The 17,953-nt window shown below is 64.9% G+C and carries 20 protein-coding genes; 11 read left to right on the plus strand and 9 right to left on the minus strand.

Annotated features, from left to right (window positions below):
* Positions 1-59 precede the first annotated feature (59 nt).
* Both WD430_RS10715 and WD430_RS10720 read right to left on the minus strand, forming a co-directional pair.
* Positions 60-623 (minus strand): hypothetical protein, encoded by a 564-nt coding sequence (locus tag WD430_RS10715; RefSeq protein ID WP_339102445.1) that lies wholly within the window; start codon positions 621-623, stop codon positions 60-62.
* Positions 624-805: 182 nt separating this feature from the next.
* A complete protein-coding gene (locus WD430_RS10720; protein WP_339102446.1) occupies positions 806-1,444 on the minus strand; it encodes a helix-turn-helix domain-containing protein in 639 nt (212 codons plus the stop codon).
* Positions 1,445-1,669: 225 nt separating this feature from the next.
* Here WD430_RS10720 and WD430_RS10725 point away from each other — a divergent pair, with 225 nt between their 5' ends.
* Both WD430_RS10725 and WD430_RS10730 read left to right on the plus strand, forming a co-directional pair.
* On the plus strand, positions 1,670-2,236 hold the full coding sequence (locus tag WD430_RS10725) for a metal-dependent hydrolase (protein WP_339102447.1): 567 nt from the start codon (positions 1,670-1,672) through the stop codon (positions 2,234-2,236).
* A gap of 156 nt (positions 2,237-2,392) precedes the next feature.
* Positions 2,393-2,788 (plus strand): hypothetical protein, encoded by a 396-nt coding sequence (locus tag WD430_RS10730; RefSeq protein ID WP_339102448.1) that lies wholly within the window; start codon positions 2,393-2,395, stop codon positions 2,786-2,788.
* Here the strand turns inward: WD430_RS10730 and WD430_RS10735 are convergent.
* Positions 2,714-4,147, minus strand: a complete 1,434-nt coding sequence (locus WD430_RS10735) for a DUF389 domain-containing protein (protein ID WP_339102449.1) — start codon at positions 4,145-4,147, stop codon at positions 2,714-2,716. The two genes, WD430_RS10730 and WD430_RS10735, sit on opposite strands and share 75 nt — an antisense overlap.
* A 464-nt stretch (positions 4,148-4,611) precedes the next feature.
* Between WD430_RS10735 and WD430_RS10740 the strand changes: the two genes are divergently transcribed.
* Both WD430_RS10740 and WD430_RS10745 read left to right on the plus strand, forming a co-directional pair.
* Positions 4,612-5,916, plus strand: coding sequence for an aryl-sulfate sulfotransferase (locus WD430_RS10740; protein ID WP_339102450.1), 1,305 nt, complete (start codon positions 4,612-4,614; stop codon positions 5,914-5,916).
* Positions 5,917-6,107: 191 nt separating this feature from the next.
* Positions 6,108-6,281 (plus strand): hypothetical protein, encoded by a 174-nt coding sequence (locus WD430_RS10745; protein ID WP_339102451.1) that lies wholly within the window; start codon positions 6,108-6,110, stop codon positions 6,279-6,281.
* 216 nt (positions 6,282-6,497) lie between these two features.
* Here the strand turns inward: WD430_RS10745 and WD430_RS10750 are convergent, their stop codons facing one another.
* The gene (locus WD430_RS10750; protein ID WP_339102452.1) at positions 6,498-6,812 is read right to left on the minus strand and encodes a HalOD1 output domain-containing protein; all 315 of its coding nucleotides are present in this window, start codon (positions 6,810-6,812) and stop codon (positions 6,498-6,500) included.
* Between the two features lie 493 nt (positions 6,813-7,305).
* Between WD430_RS10750 and WD430_RS10755 the strand changes: the two genes are divergently transcribed.
* From WD430_RS10755 to WD430_RS10770, 4 genes are all read left to right on the plus strand, one after another.
* Positions 7,306-7,581: a PadR family transcriptional regulator gene (locus WD430_RS10755; protein ID WP_339102453.1), complete on the plus strand. Its 276-nt coding sequence runs from the start codon at positions 7,306-7,308 to the stop codon at positions 7,579-7,581.
* A 91-nt stretch (positions 7,582-7,672) separates the two neighbouring features.
* Complete coding sequence (locus tag WD430_RS10760; RefSeq protein ID WP_339102454.1) at positions 7,673-7,984, plus strand: hypothetical protein; 312 nt, start codon at positions 7,673-7,675, stop codon at positions 7,982-7,984.
* 332 nt (positions 7,985-8,316) lie between these two features.
* A complete protein-coding gene (locus tag WD430_RS10765; protein WP_339102455.1) occupies positions 8,317-9,312 on the plus strand; it encodes a linear amide C-N hydrolase in 996 nt (331 codons plus the stop codon).
* Between the two features lie 311 nt (positions 9,313-9,623).
* Entirely contained in the window at positions 9,624-10,874 is a 1,251-nt protein-coding gene (locus WD430_RS10770; RefSeq protein WP_339102456.1) for a hypothetical protein, read from the plus strand.
* Positions 10,875-11,077: 203 nt separating this feature from the next.
* Here WD430_RS10770 and WD430_RS10775 read toward each other — a convergent pair whose 3' ends face one another.
* Entirely contained in the window at positions 11,078-11,308 is a 231-nt protein-coding gene (locus WD430_RS10775) for a hypothetical protein (RefSeq protein WP_339102457.1), read from the minus strand.
* 261 nt (positions 11,309-11,569) lie between these two features.
* Here WD430_RS10775 and WD430_RS10780 point away from each other — a divergent pair, with 261 nt between their 5' ends.
* Positions 11,570-12,277 carry a glycosyltransferase gene (locus WD430_RS10780; RefSeq protein ID WP_339102458.1) on the plus strand — a complete coding sequence of 236 codons (708 nt, stop codon included), beginning with the start codon at positions 11,570-11,572 and terminating at the stop codon, positions 12,275-12,277.
* 73 nt (positions 12,278-12,350) lie between these two features.
* Here WD430_RS10780 and gvpA read toward each other — a convergent pair whose 3' ends face one another.
* Complete coding sequence (gvpA, locus tag WD430_RS10785; RefSeq protein ID WP_339102459.1) at positions 12,351-12,638, minus strand: gas vesicle protein GvpA; 288 nt, start codon at positions 12,636-12,638, stop codon at positions 12,351-12,353.
* 172 nt (positions 12,639-12,810) lie between these two features.
* On the opposite strand from gvpA, the gene WD430_RS10790 reads away from it, so the two are divergent.
* Positions 12,811-13,203: a pyridoxamine 5'-phosphate oxidase family protein gene (locus WD430_RS10790; protein ID WP_339102460.1), complete on the plus strand. Its 393-nt coding sequence runs from the start codon at positions 12,811-12,813 to the stop codon at positions 13,201-13,203.
* Positions 13,204-13,820: 617 nt separating this feature from the next.
* Here the strand turns inward: WD430_RS10790 and WD430_RS10795 are convergent.
* Entirely contained in the window at positions 13,821-14,714 is an 894-nt protein-coding gene (locus WD430_RS10795; protein WP_339102461.1) for an MBL fold metallo-hydrolase, read from the minus strand.
* Between the two features lie 148 nt (positions 14,715-14,862).
* Here WD430_RS10795 and WD430_RS10800 point away from each other — a divergent pair, with 148 nt between their 5' ends.
* A complete protein-coding gene (locus WD430_RS10800; protein WP_339102462.1) occupies positions 14,863-15,966 on the plus strand; it encodes an NAD(P)/FAD-dependent oxidoreductase in 1,104 nt (367 codons plus the stop codon).
* Positions 15,967-16,371: 405 nt separating this feature from the next.
* Here WD430_RS10800 and WD430_RS10805 read toward each other — a convergent pair whose 3' ends face one another.
* The gene (locus WD430_RS10805) at positions 16,372-17,445 is read right to left on the minus strand and encodes a deoxyhypusine synthase (protein WP_339102463.1); all 1,074 of its coding nucleotides are present in this window, start codon (positions 17,443-17,445) and stop codon (positions 16,372-16,374) included.
* Between the two features lie 60 nt (positions 17,446-17,505).
* The gene (locus WD430_RS10810) at positions 17,506-17,790 is read right to left on the minus strand and encodes a hypothetical protein (protein WP_339102464.1); all 285 of its coding nucleotides are present in this window, start codon (positions 17,788-17,790) and stop codon (positions 17,506-17,508) included.
* Positions 17,791-17,953: the final 163 nt, after the last annotated feature.

Below are 17,953 nucleotides of genomic sequence, written 5' to 3' on the forward strand. Positions count from 1 at the left end.
ACGGGTCGATCGCGTCAGTGTCGGCGGAGCGCCATCGCTCGAGACGCGACGACCATCGGTCAGCCGGTGCGGGCCCCGTCGCGGTCCGCCGGTTCGTCGATCGATCGCAGCCCGCGGTCGGCCACCACCGCGCCGGCGATCAGTGCCGGCAGCCAGAGGATTCCCGGTCCGAGATGGGCCAGCGCGTCGAACGTGAACCCGGCGGTCTGGTGCACCGGGAGGCTGTGCACGAGGAATACGGCGGGAAGGGCGACTGCAGTCGCCCACGCCCACCGCTGGCCGCGCCGAACCCCGAACCATGCGAGCGCGATCACGGCGATCCCGACGGCCGCCATGAGGCCGGCGACGTTGACGTGGAGGTGGTCGATGTAGTGGACCACCTCGTGGTGGGTAGTCGCGAGTTCGCCCCGCGTGACGCCGCCCAGCGTCTCGACGCCCGACTCGAAACCGGGTTCGAAGACGACCCGGTACAGCATCGCCGCTCCGTTCGCGATGAGCCCGACCCCCGACAGGGCGAGCAGGTACGCGCCCCAGCGCAGGCTCCGATTGGTCGTCGGACGGGTCGCGTTTTCGATCGCCGATTCGGTGCGCCGTTCGCCATCGAGTGTGGTCGGTTCTGCCATACACGAACGGCTATCGCGCCGCGATCACATCCCGATTCCTGCGGGCCTGCTAGGCGGGTTTATGTCGGTCCCGGACGCCGGTCGCTCGAGGCCGTACCAGTCGCCGATCTGCCGTGGCGTCGCCGTTGGGCCTCGAGCGCGAACGCGACCGACGCAGCGATTCGAACCGTTCGTTCCGGTCGCTACGTCGGGAGTTGCGTCGTGAGCAGGTTCCGCTCGGCCCGCTGGAGGTGTTCGGAGACCGTCGCGTCCTCGAGCCCGAGTTCGCCGGCGATCTCCGCCGTCGACGCCCGCCGGGGGACCTCGTAGAACCCCATCTCGTAGGCCGTCTCGATGACCTCCCGCTGGCGGTCCGTCAGCGACTCCAGCGGGTTCGCCTCGCCGTCGTACTCGGCGAGCTTACAGAGGTCGGGGACGGCGCCGGCGGCCTCGTAGTTCCGGAGCATCTCCCGAATGGCCGCCTGCGAGCCGACCAGCGAGATCAGGACACCGCGATCCGTCACCGAGGTCTCGCAGTTACCGAGCAGCGCGTCGTGGTCTTCGGTCGCGTCCGCGGGCAGTTCCGCGGCGGAGAGTTCCAGCAGGTACCGATAGCCGGTCCCCGTCTCGGCGAGCAGTTCCCAGTCGTCGACGCACTCGAGGGCCTCGAGGCCCTCCGGATCGAGCCGGTTCGCGACGTCGATCTGCGGAACGCAGGTGGTCCCGTGGTCCTCGAGCATCTCAATGTCGCGGATCCCCGCCTCTCGGAGGAGCGCGACGAGCCCCTCGAAGCCCATCGCCTCGAGCGCCGCGTCGCTGAGGGTCACGATGGCTTCGCGCATGGTACGACGGACGACGATCGCGCGTATAATTTTTTCAGTCGGTGCGTCCGGGAAGGGGGTTGATCCGCCCTCGAGGCACGTCCGCCGTTCGGCGTCCGTGGCGCGACATACCGAACGTGTTCTGCCTCCGGCAGTCTTCTGTCGGTAAAGAACTTTAATCGTCTGCTCCTATCCCTCTCATGTGAAAAGCGAGTTCGATTCGACTGCGGTGGTGATGCCGTCGTGATGCCGTGGGGCCACGCCGCCTTCGGCTACCTCCTGTACTCGTTCGGTCACCGACTCGTGACGCGCGAGTCACCGACGGGTCCGATCGTCGTTCTGGCGCTCCTGTTCGGCACGCAGCTTCCGGATTTCGTGGACAAAACGCTCTCGTGGGGGCTCCACCTCTTTCCCCAGGGGTATTCGGTCGCACACTCCGTCTTCATCGCCGTCCCGGTCGGGGTACTCGTCCTCGGGGCGACGGCGTCCGGACGCCGCGATATCGGTATCGCGTTCACTGTCGGCTACTGGTCGCACCTCCTCGGCGATGCGATTCTGGCGGTTCCAAAGCTCGGCGTGTCGCCGAGCGACCGGCTCCTCTGGCCCGTCGTTACGCTGCCGCCGTACGAGACCGAGGTGTCCCTGATCGGACGCGTCACCGCGATCTTCGGCGAACTCTCCGGTGAGCTGCTGACCGCGGAGCACCTCGTCTTCCTCGCCATCTACTCGATACCGTACCTGCTGGTCTTCTCGCTCTGGGTCGTCGACGGAGCGCCCGGCGTCGCGCAGTTTCTGCGCACGGACAACCGCTAGCGCCCTCCGCCCGGAGCACACCTCGTGCCCGCGTAGCGAGTCCTCGGGACTCACGACTCGCCAGAGCGATCGAACCGGTCTTCGACGGAGTCGACTCCGATGACCGCGCTCGGGCGGACGCAACGTTTTGAGTCGCGACGTCCTACGTACCGGTAGATGGACGCCGAACGCTGGTGGCCACCGTTCGTCGAGGTCGCGGCGCTCCTGTGGATCGTGCTGTTCGTCGCCGACGTCGCGATCAGCGTCGACGTGCTCGTCGTCTCCGAGTCGCTCGCGGCGACGGTTCGCGGCGTCCTCCAGTGGCTCCTCGTCGTCTTCCTCCTCGACGTCGCGGTCCTCTACCGATGGTCTGATCGGGGCCCGAGGGGGTTCGTGCGTTCGAACTGGTTTCTCATTCTCACCGTCGTTCCCTGGTTCCGACCGTTTCGGCTGCTCCGCGTCGGTCGGTCGATCCGCGCGCTTCGACTCCTCTCCGGGTCACGCCGGATCGGCTCGTTCCTCAACAAGGTTCGACGGAAGTGTCACAGCCTGTGGCATCGACTGCGCGGATGAGGGACCCGTCGAGAGCGGCAGCCACTCGTCGATCGGCCACCACGCGCTTCGCCCGTCGTCGTCGCCGACCGCCGCCGCGCGCTGGTAGTCCACGAACCGAACGTCGACGTTGACGGACCGACTCGTCTGGGCATCGATCTCGGTCTGCAGATCCTCGGCCAGTCCCTCGTGTTCGAGGCCGCTCGAGCGCCCCACGGTCACCGTCACCGAGACCTCGTCGCTGAACACGCTCCCGTCGTTGTACTCGGTCTCGACGCCGGCGAGTTCCAGCGTCGCGTACTCGGGGTCGTCGAGCACGGCCTGGACCTCGTCGTTCGCCTGCTGTTCGAAGACGAGGTGCTGGTACGTTCCGAAGGCCGTCAGCGCGACGACGACGAGGAACAACAGGACGATGACGGCGTACGCGCCCGTGCGGAGCGAGACCTCGGCGTTCTCGCGGATGTTGCGGATCACCGACGAGCGGTAGCCGAGCGCGATGAGCGTGAGGTAGGCGGTGAGGTTGATGAACACGATGTTCATCAGGAGCAGGACGATGCCGCCCGCGACGATGAGCGGCTCTCCCCAGGCCGTCCCGATGCCGGCCGCGGCGGCGGCGGGGACGATGGCCGCCGCGACGGCGACGCCGGCGAGGGAGACGGGGAGGTCGGTCGCGAGCGCGAGCGCGCCAGCGAACCCGGCCGCGATGGCGATGACGAGCGTCAGGAGGTTCGGCGTGGCGAACCCGCTCACCTGCCCGACGCGACCGACGTCCAGTGTCGACGGGACGAACCCGGTCTGTTGGAGGAACACGCTCATCACGATCGCGCCGACGTACGCGATGACGAGCCCCGTCACCTGTGACGTGGCGCTGTCGACGACCATCTCGCGGTCGCTGATGACGGCGCCGGCGCTCGCGGAGAGCGTCGACCCCGCGAACGGCGCGATCACCATCGCGCCGACGATGACGATGGCGGAGTCCAGCAGGAGGCCGGCCACCGCGACGATCGCGCTCGCGATGGCGAACGCGAGGTACGTCGCCGTATCCGGCGTCAGGTCCTCCGCGCGCTCGCGAATCTCGGAGTGCGAGGCGCCGCGATCGCCTTTCGGTCCCTCGACGTAGCGGTCCGTCAGCTCCTCGGCGTTCGGCACGGTCGCTCGGTCGACCTCCGTGACGACGGTGTACGTGTCGTCGTCGAGTCCGGCGTCGTACAGGCGCTCGAGGACCGTGTCGACGGCGCCCGCCGGGACCGGGACGTTCGCCAGGCTCCCGTCGCGGTGATCGTCCGCGTCGCTGAAAACGAACTCCACCTCCATCTCGGAGAGCGTCTCTCGCACCGCATCGTGGTCCTCGCTGGGAACGAAGACCTGAACGAGTCGCATACCGACCGGTCGAAGGACAGGCCATTTACTAACAGCCTACTACTGACTGTAACGCGAGCATATGGGGTTCTCGAGGCCAGCTCGTGCCATCTCGGTGTCAAGAATCCACGCGTGACGTCCGGACCGATATCGTTCGACGGACGCGGACGGGGGGACGAACGGTCGGCACCCGTCTTCCTCGACGGTCAGTCCCCCTCTCGACCGAATGCGGATAGAAGACCGGCGCCGGGTATCCGAACCGGACACGTCGCGCAGGTCGTCGAAACCAGTCGGATCACGTCGCAGGCGTTCGGATCGATCGTCGCGAGTCGCTGGTCGACGATCGTCGCCGGTATACAATCGTGTCCGAACGCCCTCGCCGCTCCGACGTCGTGGAAATACTGACTTCCAACGGAAACGCCGATTAGCGCTAAGGGCCTCTCCGGTGTACAGTCCCGTACGAATCTCTCCGTGGATCGAACCGTATGAATCAGCGAACCCGCGTCACCGTCGCCACCGTCGTCATCGCCCTTCTGATCGCATCGCTCGGGGTCCAGGCAGCGGTTATCGAACGCGAGAACAGGGTCGTCAACGACGACGGGCGGTATCCCGGGAACACGCTCGTCGGCGTCCATTCGTACGACGAGACCGGTCGGATCGTCGAACTGACGCCCGACGGCGAGGTCGCCTGGGAGTGGTCGGTGCCCGAATCGCGGGTGTTCGGCGTCGAACAGCTCGACGAGGAGACGGTGCTGGCGGCCGTCGCCGTCAAGCGACTCGCCGAAGACTGCGACGAGGAATACCTCGAGTACGACGAGAAGGACGGCCACTGCGTCCGCAATCGCGTCGTCGAGATCGACAAGGAGTCGGGCGAGGTCGTCTGGGAGTACGACTGGTACGACGAGTTCATCGCCTGGCACGAGGTCCACGACGTCGAGCGACTCGAGAACGGCGAGACGGCGATCGTCGATATGGGGAACGATCGCGCGTTGACCGTCGACCGCGACGGCGAGATCACCTGGGAGTGGCACGCCGAAGACCACCTGACGCCCGGCACGCCGTTCTACGAGGAGTACGGCGGCCCCGAAAAAGCGGGGGAGCACGACGACTGGACCCACATGAACGACATCGACCACCTGGAGAACGGCAACTTCCAGCTGAGCATCCGCAACTTCGACGTGATCATCGAGGTCGATCCGGAGACCGACGAGGTGGTCGACGTCGTCGGCGAACCGGGGAATCACAGCGTGCTGGACAAACAGCACAACCCCCACCGCATCGAAGACCAGGGGACGATGGTCGTCGCCGACAGCGAGAACGGCCGCGTCGTCGAACTCGACGTCGAATCCGAAGAACGCATCTGGCGCTACACCGGTCCCGCGACCGACTCCCTCCAGTGGCCTCGAGACGCGGACCGACTGCCCAACGGCAACACGCTCATCACCGACTCCCGGAACAACCGCGTGCTCGAGGTCGATCCCGACGGCGAGATCGTCTGGCAGTTCGGCGATCCCGACGGGACGGTCATTCCGCTGGCGTACGAAGCCGATCGCATCGGCGCCGGCGAACGGTCGGACGTCCCGCCGGGGAGCGAACTGACCGCGGTCGAGGACGAACCCGGCGCCATCACGGCGACGATTCGCGAGTGGGAGGCCATGGCCCAGTACGTCTTCCCGACGTGGATGCACCTCCCGCAGATACTGCACGTCGTCGGCATCGCCCTCGGGGTCCTGTGGCTCTGTGCGGAGGGGGTCGTCTTCGGCTGGCGTCGAATCAGTGCCGGTCGATGATCGGATCCGGGGGTACCGGCGTTGCGACTTCCCCGACCCCGGTATCGATCCCGGGGCGTTCACGTCGGTCGATGGGCGACAAGCCTGCAGGCTCGGCGTCGCACCCTCGCGTACGGCATCGTTTCAATTCGGCTTACTCTCCGTTCCGTGCGAAATACCTTTACGACCGTCTGCGGCGTTACATACTCTGTATGCCCGGACTCGTACAGCAGACTGCGGAAGCGATCGACGGACTGTCGCGATCGGTCTGGGACGACTCGAGTCAGTTCCAGAAGGCGATCGTCGCCGTCGTTCTCATCGTCACGGGGTTAGCGATCCCGGTCGTTCCGATCGTCCTGGTCGCCCGATACGTCGCCAGCAGGTAGTACAGCGCTGCGTGCGGTCTGGATCCCAGAAGTCGGCCTCGGGCACTCGTACAGCTCGGAATTCCTCGTATCTGATACCGCTCTCTCGAGGACACGGACCGTGTTGAGTGCGAACCCGGCTGGGACTGGAGACTGACGGATAGCAACACCGAATCGATGAGAGTGATACCGTTAGAACCGGCCATCCGCGAACGCAGTTAAATAACAGAGCCGCGATTAGGCGTCGACCGTTGTCCGGACCTCAACCACGCCAGTTCCGCGCACAACGACATCGTACCCCGCGTACTCGAACGAAACTTCGCCAACAGCAGGCTCAGATCGGGAGGTAAACAACTCGTTCAACGCGTCCGGATTGATCGCCTCATAGAGTGGCGGCAATTCGAGCATGTCCAGACCAGACGCTTCTGCAACCGCCGAAACAACCGCATAGACGGGCGTCTTCTCGGTGCCTCGCTTCCATTCAGCAGTGGTAGACAGAGTCAGTCCAGCTTGAGATTCATCAGCGGTAACCTGTGTGTTCATCTTTCTCATGGACCCTGAAGTGCAACAGTCCTCCATAAAAGGATTTACAAACTCTGTTGAATGAGACACGGTCTTTCATGTTTGACGGAGCATTGTCAGCTCTATTCTTCTGTTGTTGACCATCATGCGGTCTGATGTGTACGATTTGACCGGTTTCCAACGAGATCTTCTGTACGCGACTGCAGGCTTAGACGAACGGATATTCGGTTACGCGACGTGGAGTGCGTGAGATCGAAGTCCGCCGCGACTGGGAAAACCAGTCTATCTCTGAATTCTTCGAGAACTGTGCGTCACGTCGGCAAGAGTCGAACGGCAGAAGCCCGAGACGAAGACAGTGATGACCGAGAGAGGTGTGTTATTCCTGTTCTTTCGCTGGAGGATGAGACGCAACTCGTTCAATTACCGTGCAAAAATATCACTATGAGGCACGTTCACATCATAGTCACACCCAATATATTGTGGGAAAGGTATCAAATACAGATTCGTTGAATTCTCTCGTGAGATGTACGACCTCACTGGATTCCAGCGTGACTTGTTATACGTGATCGCAGGTGCCGACCAGCCGTCCGGCCAAACCGTCAAAGAAGAGGTTGAGGGCTACTACGAGAATGAGATCAATCACGGCCGGCTGTATCCGAATCTCGATACACTGGTCAACAAGGAATTCGTCGAGAAGGGACAGCTCGACAGACGAACGAATTATTACGCAATCACTACTGAAGGACGAGAGAAGATTCAAGAACGGCGGGAATGGGAAAACCAGTACGTTAATTTCTGAGATTAATTGATTTGGTTTGACGGCACGTTCTCCTCCTTCTAGCTTTTTGCCGACAAGAAGGCTTATACTGGCAGAATTGAGTCGTCAACGTATGACCGCAAAACATGAGGACACGCTGCCAAATCTCGTAACGATCGTCGGTCGAGGTGTTCCATCGAACTACGAGATCACCGTCAACGGCGAGATCGAATTAGTCGGTTCCGATCCACTCGAGGAAGCGACGGTCGTCACAGACCACGCCGCAGAAGGGGCGATCGAGACCGGTGTGATGCGGTTCCGGTTCTCCGGCGAAATGGCGAACGTGCACGTCGTCGACTGGAACGGTACGCCTGCATCGGAATCACCGAACACGCCGGAAGTCCACATCGACTACGGCGTGCCCGCTCGAAGTGACGGCAAATAACTACCTGAGAATTTTGAACAGGTCTTACGGGAGATCTCTTTATCGCGTTTGTCCGTCGGGAGGTCCAGTGACCGCCTGCCACTGCGATAGCTGCTGAGAGAACTCCAACGATGATTTGCGTGGGAGAGACAGTCAATTGCGGTAGATTCCTTACATCGGACACGTCTCCCATCCGATCGTCGCGCTCGTTTCCGAACTCGAGAGACTGACGCCCGCCCAGCCAGGACGTATCAGTTCGGACCGAACGCAACTTATGTTCCTGATCGAAGTAGGGCAGAATTATGTTCTGGCCTATGGCGCACAACGGGCGAGAGACCGGAGGGAGACCGTAGATGTGTACGCGATTAGTGTATCTCGGACCCGAGAATATCGTGCTCACCGGCCGGTCGATGGACTGGCACGGCGAGATCGGGACCAACATTTGGGTCTTCCCACGGGGAATGGAACGAACGGGCGAAGTCGGGCCGGCCTCGATGGCGTGGACCGCCGAGTACGGCAGTGTCGTCGCATCCGCGTACGACATCGCGACGACCGACGGGATGAACGAGGCGGGTCTGGTCGCGAACGTCCTGTGGCTCACCGAATCCGACTATCCCGAGTGGGACGGCGACAGACCTGGACTGTCGATCTCGCTGTGGGCGCAGTACGTCCTCGACAACTTCGCGACGGTGGCCGAGGCGGTCGAGAACCACCGGAACGAAGAATTCGTGGTCGTTTCCGACGAAATCCCGGACGAAGGCCGGTTGGCCACCCTCCACCTGTCCATCTCGGACGCCACGGGTGACAGTGCCGTCCTCGAGTACGTCGACGGCGAGTTGACGATCCACCACGGTCGGAAGTATCAGGTGATGACGAATTCCCCGACGTTCGACCGACAACTCGCACTCGACGAGTATTGGTCGGAGATCGGCGGAACGGTCATGTTACCGGGGACGAATCGCCCGGCTGACCGATTCGCCCGCGCGAGTTTCTACGTGGACGCGATCCCGCAGACCCGGAACCGTCGGGCCGCAACGGCGAGCGTCTTCGGCGCGATCCGCAACGTCTCCGTGCCGTACGGGATCAGTACGCCGGACGCACCGCATATCTCCTCGACGCGGTGGCGCACGGTCGCCGATCACCGTGACCGACGCTACTACTTCGAGTCGGCGCTCTCACCGAACGTTTTCTGGCTGGACCTCGACGGGATCGACTTCGAAGCCGATGCCGGCGTTCGATCGCTGTCGCTCGGTGAGAACCAGGCGAACGTCTTCACCGGCGATGTCGCCGACGAACTCGTCGAGACTGAGTCGTTCGAGTTTCTCGGTGTCCCGGCTCGATCGGGCTGATCTCGGCCGCGTCCGACGCACTCTTACGGAAAGTCAAGGAGAAAGCCCCGCCCTTTAGGGTGGGCTACGATATTCCAACGACGGTCGGGAATCCTCGTCCTCGAAAACGCGAAGGGTTTTCAGGTGTGATTTGAGATCGCCTCGCGATCCCATCACCACGAGAGACGATGTCTCTCGAGTGAAATCGAACGCGATGGCACTGCGCTATCGGTACGCTTCGAATTCGGTAGGGTTGGTCTGTCTGTCGCACGGTACTCACACGGAGCTGTCGCCACCAGCCGTTAAGAACGTCCACGATGAACCGTCGGACGATGTGTCGTTCTCGATCGGGCGACCGCGACGATCCGACGCTAGTGGCGGCCGAGCGCGAGGGATCAACCGGGCTACAGATCGACGTGGGGGTGCTGGTCGCGCACGCGCCGGGTACCGACCCGGGCCGGCTCCGATCGTTCGCGACGCAAGCTGCCGAAGATACGGTCGACGAGCTCGCGTCCGTCACGGACGTCACCTGGCGGTTCTACCTCGAGGACGCGGTACCGCTCGCGGACAACGACCGGCGACGGCCCTCGGAGTTCCTCGACCGGGCCACGCACCAGATGGTCGAGGGGCCGTACGACTTCGTCTTCGTCGTGACGGACGTTCCGCTCGTCTCGAGCACGGAGCGGTTCGTCCCCGGACTGGCGTCGCCGCTCTCTCGCGTCGCGATCGTCTCGACGGACCACCTCCGCAGTGCGCCCCGGAACGAACCGCGCCGCTCGCTCGAGGACGACGCCGTCCGCTGGAATACGGCGACGCTCGTGGTCCACCTCGTCGGGCACATGCTTGGCGCCCGCCATCGCGACGCCGACGGGGGCGTCATGGAGCCGTTCCGGTTCGACCCGGAACGACGGACCGTGCCGCCGATCGACGCGGACGTCGAGCGGGATCTCCATCGGATCGCCGGGGAGCTCTCCGCGGCCGAGGCCCGCCCGCGCGGCCCGATAGAGCGCCTCGCCTTCCACGCGGCCAGTGCCGTCCGAAACCCCGGACGGATCCTGCAGGCGCTCGGGAACAGCCGGGCACCGTTGTTGCCGCTCTCGTTACCGAAGCTGTCGACGGCCGCGCTGGCACCGACGCTCGTCATCGTCTTCAGCGCCGAATCCTGGGACGTCGGCTTCCACATGACCAACGTGACGGCGGCGCTGTTCGCGGCCGTCAGTATCGTCACTGCGACGCTCTACCTCCTGTTCGTCCAGAACCTCTCGTTCCCGCGGAAGCGTCATCAGATCGTCACCGAACACACGGCCTTGGTCAACGTCACGGTCTTTTTCGTCCTCCTGCTGGCGATGGTCGGCCTCTTCGCGCTCGTGTGGGCGATCATCCTCGTCATCGAACTGGTCGTCTTCCCGCCGAATCTGATGTCCAACTGGCCGAGCCTCGAGGAGCCGACCGTGGGCTTCGTCGATCTCGTTCGGACCGGTGCGTTCATCAGCACCATCGGGGTCCTCTCGGGCGCGTTGGCGGGTGGACTCGAGAGTCGGATCATCATCAGCCACCTCGCACTGTTCCCCGACCGACCGTAGCCTCCTCACTCGAGTTCGAGTGCGACGGCTCCGATTTTCCGGGAGAATGAGACGTGGGATACGCAAATCGCTGGCCTCGGCACTCATAGGGCTCGTCACCACCGGGTGCCGAGTCCGGCTCGGAGCGAGTGAATCGTCATCGGCCACTCGAGCCTACGAGAGTCGCTCCAAAGACGGTTTGGATTCCGCGAAAACGTGGGCGGCTACGAACCGGACGCCGAATCGCCCGTAGACGCCGCGAAGGCGGTGTTGAACTCGTCCATCAGGTTCTGGAGCTGCGCCGTGTTCCGGCGGGAGAACGTCTGTGGAGAGCGCTCGACGGCCGTCCGGGCGTCCGTCCGCTCGGTCGGCGTCGGTCGCGTGCGCGTCCGGGTGTCGGTGTGGTTCGGCTGCGGTTCCGTCTCGGGTCGGGTCTGTGGGCGTCGTGTGCTCATGTCGGTCGGATCGGTGTGGGGTCGTCGAACGGTACGAGGACTCGTCGGAGGAGAGGCGAGTTTACGCTACTACGTGTACGACCGACATCTGTACTCACCCGTAGCGGCTCCGGGGTAATAAAAGTTCATGATAGATAATGGGTTTGGTAGTGAGTATCTAGCCCAAATACCGGCTCGTCTCGAGTCCTGTCCCACGCTCTCGGTGCAGTCGAGCGCCGAGACGTTATACCGGTCGGTGAGAGAGCCTCGAGTAGGATCTCGATGGACGAGGGTGACACGACCCGGGTGCAACGCGGCGACGGAACCGACGGTCGACCGGACGTGAGCTTCGTGCTCCCGGCGCGAAACGAGGCCGACTATCTCCGCGGCGCGCTCGCGAGCATCGCCGGGCTGGACACGGACTATCGAACGGAGGTGATCGTCGTCGACGGCGACTCGAGCGACGAGACCGTCGCGATCGCTCGCGAATACGGCGCCACCGTCCTCGAAGAGGGGGGCAGGAGCATCGCGGCGGCCCGCAACCTCGGCGCGGCCCGCGCCGACGGCGAGTGGCTGGCGTTCGTCGACGCCGACACGGAGCTGCGGGCCGACTACCTCACCGAACTGCTGGGCTACCTCGAGGCGAACGGGCTGGCGGCCGGCAGTTCCTACTGCCGGATCACCGGCCCGCGCCGAGCGAAGCTGATGGAAGCGACGATCAACTGCGTCTTCTCGCGGCTCGAACGTCCCATCATGCCGGGGTTCAACTGCGTCGTCCATCGGCGGGCGTTCGCGGCCGTCGGCGGCTTCCCGGAGGTCCCCAACGAGGACACGGCGTTCAGTCGGTTACTGGGCCGCCGGTATCCGACGGGGTACTGCCCGACCGTGCTGGTCGAGAGTTCGGGTCGCCGGATCGCCGACTCCGGGCTGACGGGGACGCTCTGGCACTACGCCCGACTCGACGTCGGGCGACTCCGTGCCGGCTACTGAGCCTCGGCTGGTGGACGGTACGGGACGTCGCGAATCGTCCGCTCTCGAGACGGCGGTCGGGCGGTACGGAGCGCTACTGGGCCGCCGATTCGGGCGACGACTCCGCCCGCGGCTCGACCTCGAGTTCCTCGAGGTCCTCCATATTGCCCTCGGCCGTCGCCTGCTCGATTTTGGCGATCTCCTCCGCGTAGTGGAGGAAGGTGTCGACCGAGGCGACGACGACGCGGGCCTCGATCGTCAGGAGTTCGATCCCGACGACGGACACGCGCGCCCAGACGTCGATGACGACGCCCTTGTCGAGGATGCGATCGAGCACTTCGGAGAGGCTCGAACCGTCCGGTCGCCGCTGTGGTGATGCCATTGTGACTCTGTCCCAGACTCGAGCGGGCGCTCAGTTCACTACTCGGGCTGCGTCAGCAAGCCGACGGCCGGACCCGCGTCGCGACGCGCCACTCGCGGTTCTTCGCCGATCGTCGCCTCGGCTGGCACCCGCATGGCGTCCGCTTTTGCCGAACCCCGTGGTCGAGACGGCCGTGTCGACCGTTCCGCCCGAAGCCGAGCGCTTGCTCGAGAGCGAGCCGGTAATGGCCCATCTGGGCACCTGCGTCGAGGGCCGACCGCACGTCGCCCCGGTGTGGTACCGGTACGTCGCCGACGAGGAGGTCGTCGAGATCGTCACGACGGGTCGAAAGCTGGCGAACATCCGGGAAAACCCGCGGATCTCGCTTTCCATTCAGAAAGACGAGGCGGGCCAGACGCGCTGGATGGTGTCGCTGCTCGGCACCGCGACGGTCGTCGACGACCCCGACGAGACGGCTGCGGCGCGCCGGCGGATCAACGAGAAGTACGACGCGGAGCCCGCGGCCTACGCCGAAAACACGCTCGTCCGGATCGCGGTCGGCTCGGCGAGCTATCGGACGTACTGAGATCGAGACCTGGCGTGCGGTGGCGCGCGCTGTCTGCGAGGCGCGACCGAAGGGAGCGCCTCGAAACGCGAATAGCGCGGGACCGACGGTCCCGCGAACCATACGAACGGGCGCGGAGCGCCCGTGAGTAGACGGGGAACGAAGTGACCCGTGAGCGAGGTCGGCCGAACGACAGTGAGGGCGACCGATTACTATCGCGCGAGGGATGAGCGACCGAAGGGAGCGAATCGGTTGGGGAGGGAGTGGCACTCCCCTGTTGCCACGATAGCAGAGACACTACGTTGCTCTCAGTTGCTCCTAATTCCACCATTCTGTGATAGAAGCACCAACGAAGAACGTCTGACTCAGGCTGGCGGCGGGGAATCGCCTCGCCCTCCCCAGCCGATTCGCTCAGTCACTCCGTTCCTTCGCTCATCCCTCGCGCAGTTTCGAACCACAGTTCGCTGGGCTTCATGGGTCGCTTCGCTCCCCATTCGCCTCTCGAGGCGCTCACTCCGTTCGCGCCTCGCGTTCGCTCACTGTGGTTCAGCGCGCGCCACCGCATGCCGGGTGTTCGAACCGGTGTGAGACAGCGAATCGCTATCCGCCCGCTCATCGAACTCGGTCGCCGACACCCCCTAGCTGCGACGGTCCGACGACGCTTCGAACTCGAACGTCTCGCCGTGCTCGAGGTATTCGACCCGGTCCTCGAGACCCGCTTTCCGGATCGCCTGCTTGAAGTTCGACAGCGGCGACCGGAACACCTCGTAGTCGTTGTAGTGGATCGGGATCGCCGTGTCGGCGTCGATCAGGTCGACCGCCTCGACGCCCTGCGCGGCGTCCATCGTGAGCAGCACGCCGAGGATCCGCGTCCCGCCCAGATGCAGCAGTGCGAGGTCGATGTCGGGGTAGCGCTCGGGAATCTCCTCTAAAGCGTCGTAGACGAGCGTATCGCCCGAGACGTAGAGCCGCATCAGGGGCGGCTCGTCCGGACTCGCCGCCTCGTCGTCGGGCCGGAACTCGAGCATGCTCCCCATCACCGGCGGCAGTCCCTTCGAGACGACCGGCGGGCCGTGGCGACCCGGCATCGCGGTGATCGTCAGTTCGGCGTCGCCCTTGCGGATCCGACACTCGTCCCACGTCTCGAGCGGATAGGTCTCGAGAAAGCCCTTCTCAGCGAGTTCGACGGCCGCGTGCGGAGTCGTGACGATCGGCAGGTCCGAATCGAGTTTCGCCTCGGCGACGCGGTCGAAGTGGTCGCCGTGGTAGTGGGAAAGCAAGACGAAGTCGATCGGCGGGAGGTCCTCGATCTCGAGTGCGGGATCGGTTCGGCGCCGCGATTTGATCCCGTAGCCCAGATGAACGTGATCGCCGCTGTGGAGGAAGTTCGGATCCGTGAGGATCGTGAAGCCGGCGTACTCGATGATGACGGTCGCGGTCCCGACGAAGAAGATCGACCCGTGCTCGAGGTCGGCGGGTTCGTCCGCTTCGCCGGTCGGTATCTCGAGGTCGACGGCGTGTTCGAGACTCATGGACGGCTCTCCACCGCCGACTCGTTTCAACCCCATTCGGAACTCGCGGGACTGACACGGGAGCTGATACGGTCGCGGTGGCAGCCCCAGTACTCCCGGCCGCATATTCACGGCTCAGCCTCAACCCGCTGGGCGACCTCCGACGCGTATGACCGATCCCCTCGAGTACGAAGTCGTCGTGATCGGCGGCGGTCCAGCCGGCCTGACGACGGCGATCTACGCCACGCGACTGGGCCACCGCACGGCCGTCTTCGAGAAGGAGGGCGGCCGCCACGCGAAGGTCGCCCACGTCCACAACCTGCTGGGCGTCTCCGAGAACGTCTCCGGCGAGCAGCTGGCGACCCACGCCGTCGACCAGCTCGAGCACTACGGCGGCGACTTCTTCCCGGACGCGGTCGAGTCCGTGACGCGGCCGGAGGAAGGCGACGGCGATGGGCCCCGATTCCGCCTCGAGTCCGCCCACGCCACGGTCGACGCCCGGCGGGTCGTCTTCGCGACCGGCTTTCGCGATCGGAGTCCGGACGTCCCGGAACTCGAGCGCTTCACGGGCCGCGGGCTGCACTACTGTCTACACTGCGACGCCTACACGCTCGGCGACGGCCCCGTGTTCGTCCTCGGCCACACGGAGCACGCGGCCCACGTCGCGATGACGATGCTCAACTTCACCGCCGACGTGGACCTCCTGCTCGACGACCGCGAGCCCGAGTGGGGCGAGGAGACCGACGCGCAACTCGAGGCCCACCCGGTCGACGTGATCGACACGGCCGTCGTCTCGGCCTACGGGGACGAAACGATTTCCGGCGACGAGTCGCCGCGGCTCGGCGGCCTCGAGCTGGCCGATGGAACCGAACGGGACTATCTGGGCGGCTTCGCGATGTACGGTTCCACGTACAACGCCGGTCTGGCCGCCGACCTCGGCTGTGACCTGCGCGAGGACGGCGCCATCGCCGTCGACGAGAACCGCGAGACCAGCGTCGACGGCGTCTACGCCGTCGGCGACGTCACCCACGGCCAGAACCAGACCACCATCGCCATCGGCGACGGGGCCCACGCGGGACTGGCGATTCACAAGGACCTCCGGCCGTTTCCGAAGTCCGTCGAGGAACTCGAGGATGAGGGCGACGGGGAGGAGACCGGCGCTCTCGAGGACGGGGTGCCGGGAGCCGCGGCGGATCTGCGCGCCCAGATGCGACGGGTTCGCGACCTCGAGACGCACCCGGGGCTTCGCGGGCCGTCGCCGGGTCGCGAGTGATCGCTAGGTTCGGGGCTCGCTGGTCCTTCTATAATCGATATACCGCGGTCTGTTCACGGTCGCGTAGATAGCGACGCCCGCGAGCGGAACCGGATACGAACGAAGCGTTCTGCTCACGCTGGCGGCTGTGAGTGCCACACCCTCCCCAACCGATTCGCTCACTCCGTTCGCTCATCCCTCGCACATCGTCGTCGGTCGTCCTCACTGTCGTTCGGCCGACCTCGCTCACGGGTCACTTCGTTCCCCGTCTACTCACGGGCGCTCCGCGCCCGTTCGTATGGTTCGCGGGACCGTCGGTCCCGCGCTATTCGCGTTTCGAGGCGCTCCCTTCGGTCGCGCCTCGCAGACAGCGCGCGCCACCGCACGTGGAACGATCGGTATCCAAATTCCTTCGAGCGTCGCCGCCTAGTTCTCTAGTCGCTCGAGGGCCGCCGCAACCACCAGGGGGAAGGTGATCGTCGCGTCGGCGTAGACGGAGACGTTGTCGGCGTCTTTCTCGAGTTTACCCCACGAGCGGGCCTCGTCTAAGGTGGCCCCGGAGAGGCCGCCGGTCTGTTTGGGGTCCATGGTCAACTGGACGGCGTAGTCGTAGGCGTCGGGGGAGACGAGCATCGTCTGGAGGGTGAAGTTCTTGGGGACGCCGCCGCCGACGACGAAGGCGCCGGCCTCGTCGGCGTGGTAGGCGATGTCGGTCAGCGGCGTCATGTCGGCCAGCGCGTCCAGCGTGAACGCGCCCGTCTGGGAGTACATCCAGGCCTGGAGCCCGAGCACGGAGTCCTGTACGGCGGGACAGTAGATCGGGACGTCGTTCTCGTAGGCCGCGGCGGCGATGCCGGGCCCCTCGTCGACGTCGTCGCGCTCGTTGACGTCGGCGTTCGCCCGTCCCAATTCCTCGGTGAGCCGCTGGATCGAGACCGCGCCCTCCTCCTCGCACTCGGCCTCGAGCACCGGGAAGACCTCCTCGCGGAGGTGGCTCTCGAAGTCGGCGAAGAACTCCTGGGGGAGGTAGACGTTGTAGATGCGGTCGACCCCCTCGTCGCGCAGCGTCTCGTCGTGTTCGCGCTCGGTCTTCCCCTCGGCGGTCACCTCGCCGTGGTGGTGTTTCCCGCCGATGGCCTCGATGCTGTCGTGGGTGAGGTTCGCGCCGGTCGTCACGAGGACGTCGATGTGGCCCTCGCGAATCAGGTCGGCGACGATGCGCCGCATCCCCGTGGGGACCATCGCGCCCGCGAGGCCGAAGAAGACGGTCACGTCGTCGTCGAACATCGACTCGGTGACGCCGACGGCCTCGTGGAGGTTCGCCGCGCCGACGCCCGCGTTCCCGTACTCGTCGGCGAGTTCGCCGACGGTCATCCCCGCTCGGACCTCGGCGTGACCGACCGGGTCGTGGGAGAACGCTTCCCGCTCGGGTTCGCGGTGGCCCTCCCCGTCCGCCTCGCTGTCACCGTCGTCGCTCCCGTGCTCGTGCTCGTCGCTCATGTCCTCGCATCCGCGAGCCAGCGGTTTGAACGCCGCGGTTCGATCCGTCGTCTCGGCGCATCACGCTACCAGCGAACGGAGTGCCGCTACGATCACCGCTACGAGCATCGCGATCGCTGTTACTCGCAATGCGATCGCGGCTCGCCGTCGGTTCTTCGGCAGCAGTTCCGCGATACCGGACAGGCCCGTTGCGACTCCGATAACCAGCATCGCGACTCCGCCGCTATCGTATAGGAGTTCGGAGTAGGCGTACAGACTGAAGAACGCGAGCGAACTGCCGACGGATATTCGCGCAGCGTCCCTCCCACTTGGTTCGGAGAAGAGCTCCGTTAGATGAAGCTCCATATTCGCGAATACTGGGCGAGAGATGTAAAACGTAAGGCCCCTCTGTCCGCGTCCCTGCCGGCGCGATGCACGTCAGCTATCGGAATCTGGTGCCCACTGACGTTCAGCGGTACCGACAGCGAGTCGCGTATCGACGGTCCCGCGATAGTGAGCGGAACGCTCA

This window comes from Haloterrigena sp. KLK7 (assembly GCF_037914945.1).
GTDB classification, from domain to species: Archaea; Halobacteriota; Halobacteria; order Halobacteriales; family Natrialbaceae; genus Haloterrigena; species Haloterrigena salinisoli.

What these genes read in the sequence shown, in the direction of transcription:
- WD430_RS10715 (WP_339102445.1), bottom strand. Translation starts at nt 623, where the DNA reads ATGGCAGAACCGACCACACTCGATGGCGAACGGCGCACCGAATCGGCG.
- WD430_RS10720 (WP_339102446.1), bottom strand. Translation starts at nt 1,444, where the DNA reads ATGCGCGAAGCCATCGTGACCCTCAGCGACGCGGCGCTCGAGGCGATG.
- WD430_RS10725 (WP_339102447.1), top strand. Translation starts at nt 1,670, where the DNA reads ATGCCGTGGGGCCACGCCGCCTTCGGCTACCTCCTGTACTCGTTCGGT.
- WD430_RS10730 (WP_339102448.1), top strand. Translation starts at nt 2,393, where the DNA reads ATGGACGCCGAACGCTGGTGGCCACCGTTCGTCGAGGTCGCGGCGCTC.
- WD430_RS10735 (WP_339102449.1), bottom strand. Translation starts at nt 4,147, where the DNA reads ATGCGACTCGTTCAGGTCTTCGTTCCCAGCGAGGACCACGATGCGGTG.
- WD430_RS10740 (WP_339102450.1), top strand. Translation starts at nt 4,612, where the DNA reads ATGAATCAGCGAACCCGCGTCACCGTCGCCACCGTCGTCATCGCCCTT.
- WD430_RS10745 (WP_339102451.1), top strand. Translation starts at nt 6,108, where the DNA reads ATGCCCGGACTCGTACAGCAGACTGCGGAAGCGATCGACGGACTGTCG.
- WD430_RS10750 (WP_339102452.1), bottom strand. Translation starts at nt 6,812, where the DNA reads ATGAGAAAGATGAACACACAGGTTACCGCTGATGAATCTCAAGCTGGA.
- WD430_RS10755 (WP_339102453.1), top strand. Translation starts at nt 7,306, where the DNA reads ATGTACGACCTCACTGGATTCCAGCGTGACTTGTTATACGTGATCGCA.
- WD430_RS10760 (WP_339102454.1), top strand. Translation starts at nt 7,673, where the DNA reads ATGACCGCAAAACATGAGGACACGCTGCCAAATCTCGTAACGATCGTC.
- WD430_RS10765 (WP_339102455.1), top strand. Translation starts at nt 8,317, where the DNA reads ATGTGTACGCGATTAGTGTATCTCGGACCCGAGAATATCGTGCTCACC.
- WD430_RS10770 (WP_339102456.1), top strand. Translation starts at nt 9,624, where the DNA reads ATGTGTCGTTCTCGATCGGGCGACCGCGACGATCCGACGCTAGTGGCG.
- WD430_RS10775 (WP_339102457.1), bottom strand. Translation starts at nt 11,308, where the DNA reads ATGAGCACACGACGCCCACAGACCCGACCCGAGACGGAACCGCAGCCG.
- WD430_RS10780 (WP_339102458.1), top strand. Translation starts at nt 11,570, where the DNA reads ATGGACGAGGGTGACACGACCCGGGTGCAACGCGGCGACGGAACCGAC.
- gvpA (WP_339102459.1), bottom strand. Translation starts at nt 12,638, where the DNA reads ATGGCATCACCACAGCGGCGACCGGACGGTTCGAGCCTCTCCGAAGTG.
- WD430_RS10795 (WP_339102461.1), bottom strand. Translation starts at nt 14,714, where the DNA reads ATGAGTCTCGAACACGCCGTCGACCTCGAGATACCGACCGGCGAAGCG.
- WD430_RS10800 (WP_339102462.1), top strand. Translation starts at nt 14,863, where the DNA reads ATGACCGATCCCCTCGAGTACGAAGTCGTCGTGATCGGCGGCGGTCCA.
- WD430_RS10805 (WP_339102463.1), bottom strand. Translation starts at nt 17,445, where the DNA reads ATGAGCGACGAGCACGAGCACGGGAGCGACGACGGTGACAGCGAGGCG.
- WD430_RS10810 (WP_339102464.1), bottom strand. Translation starts at nt 17,790, where the DNA reads ATGGAGCTTCATCTAACGGAGCTCTTCTCCGAACCAAGTGGGAGGGAC.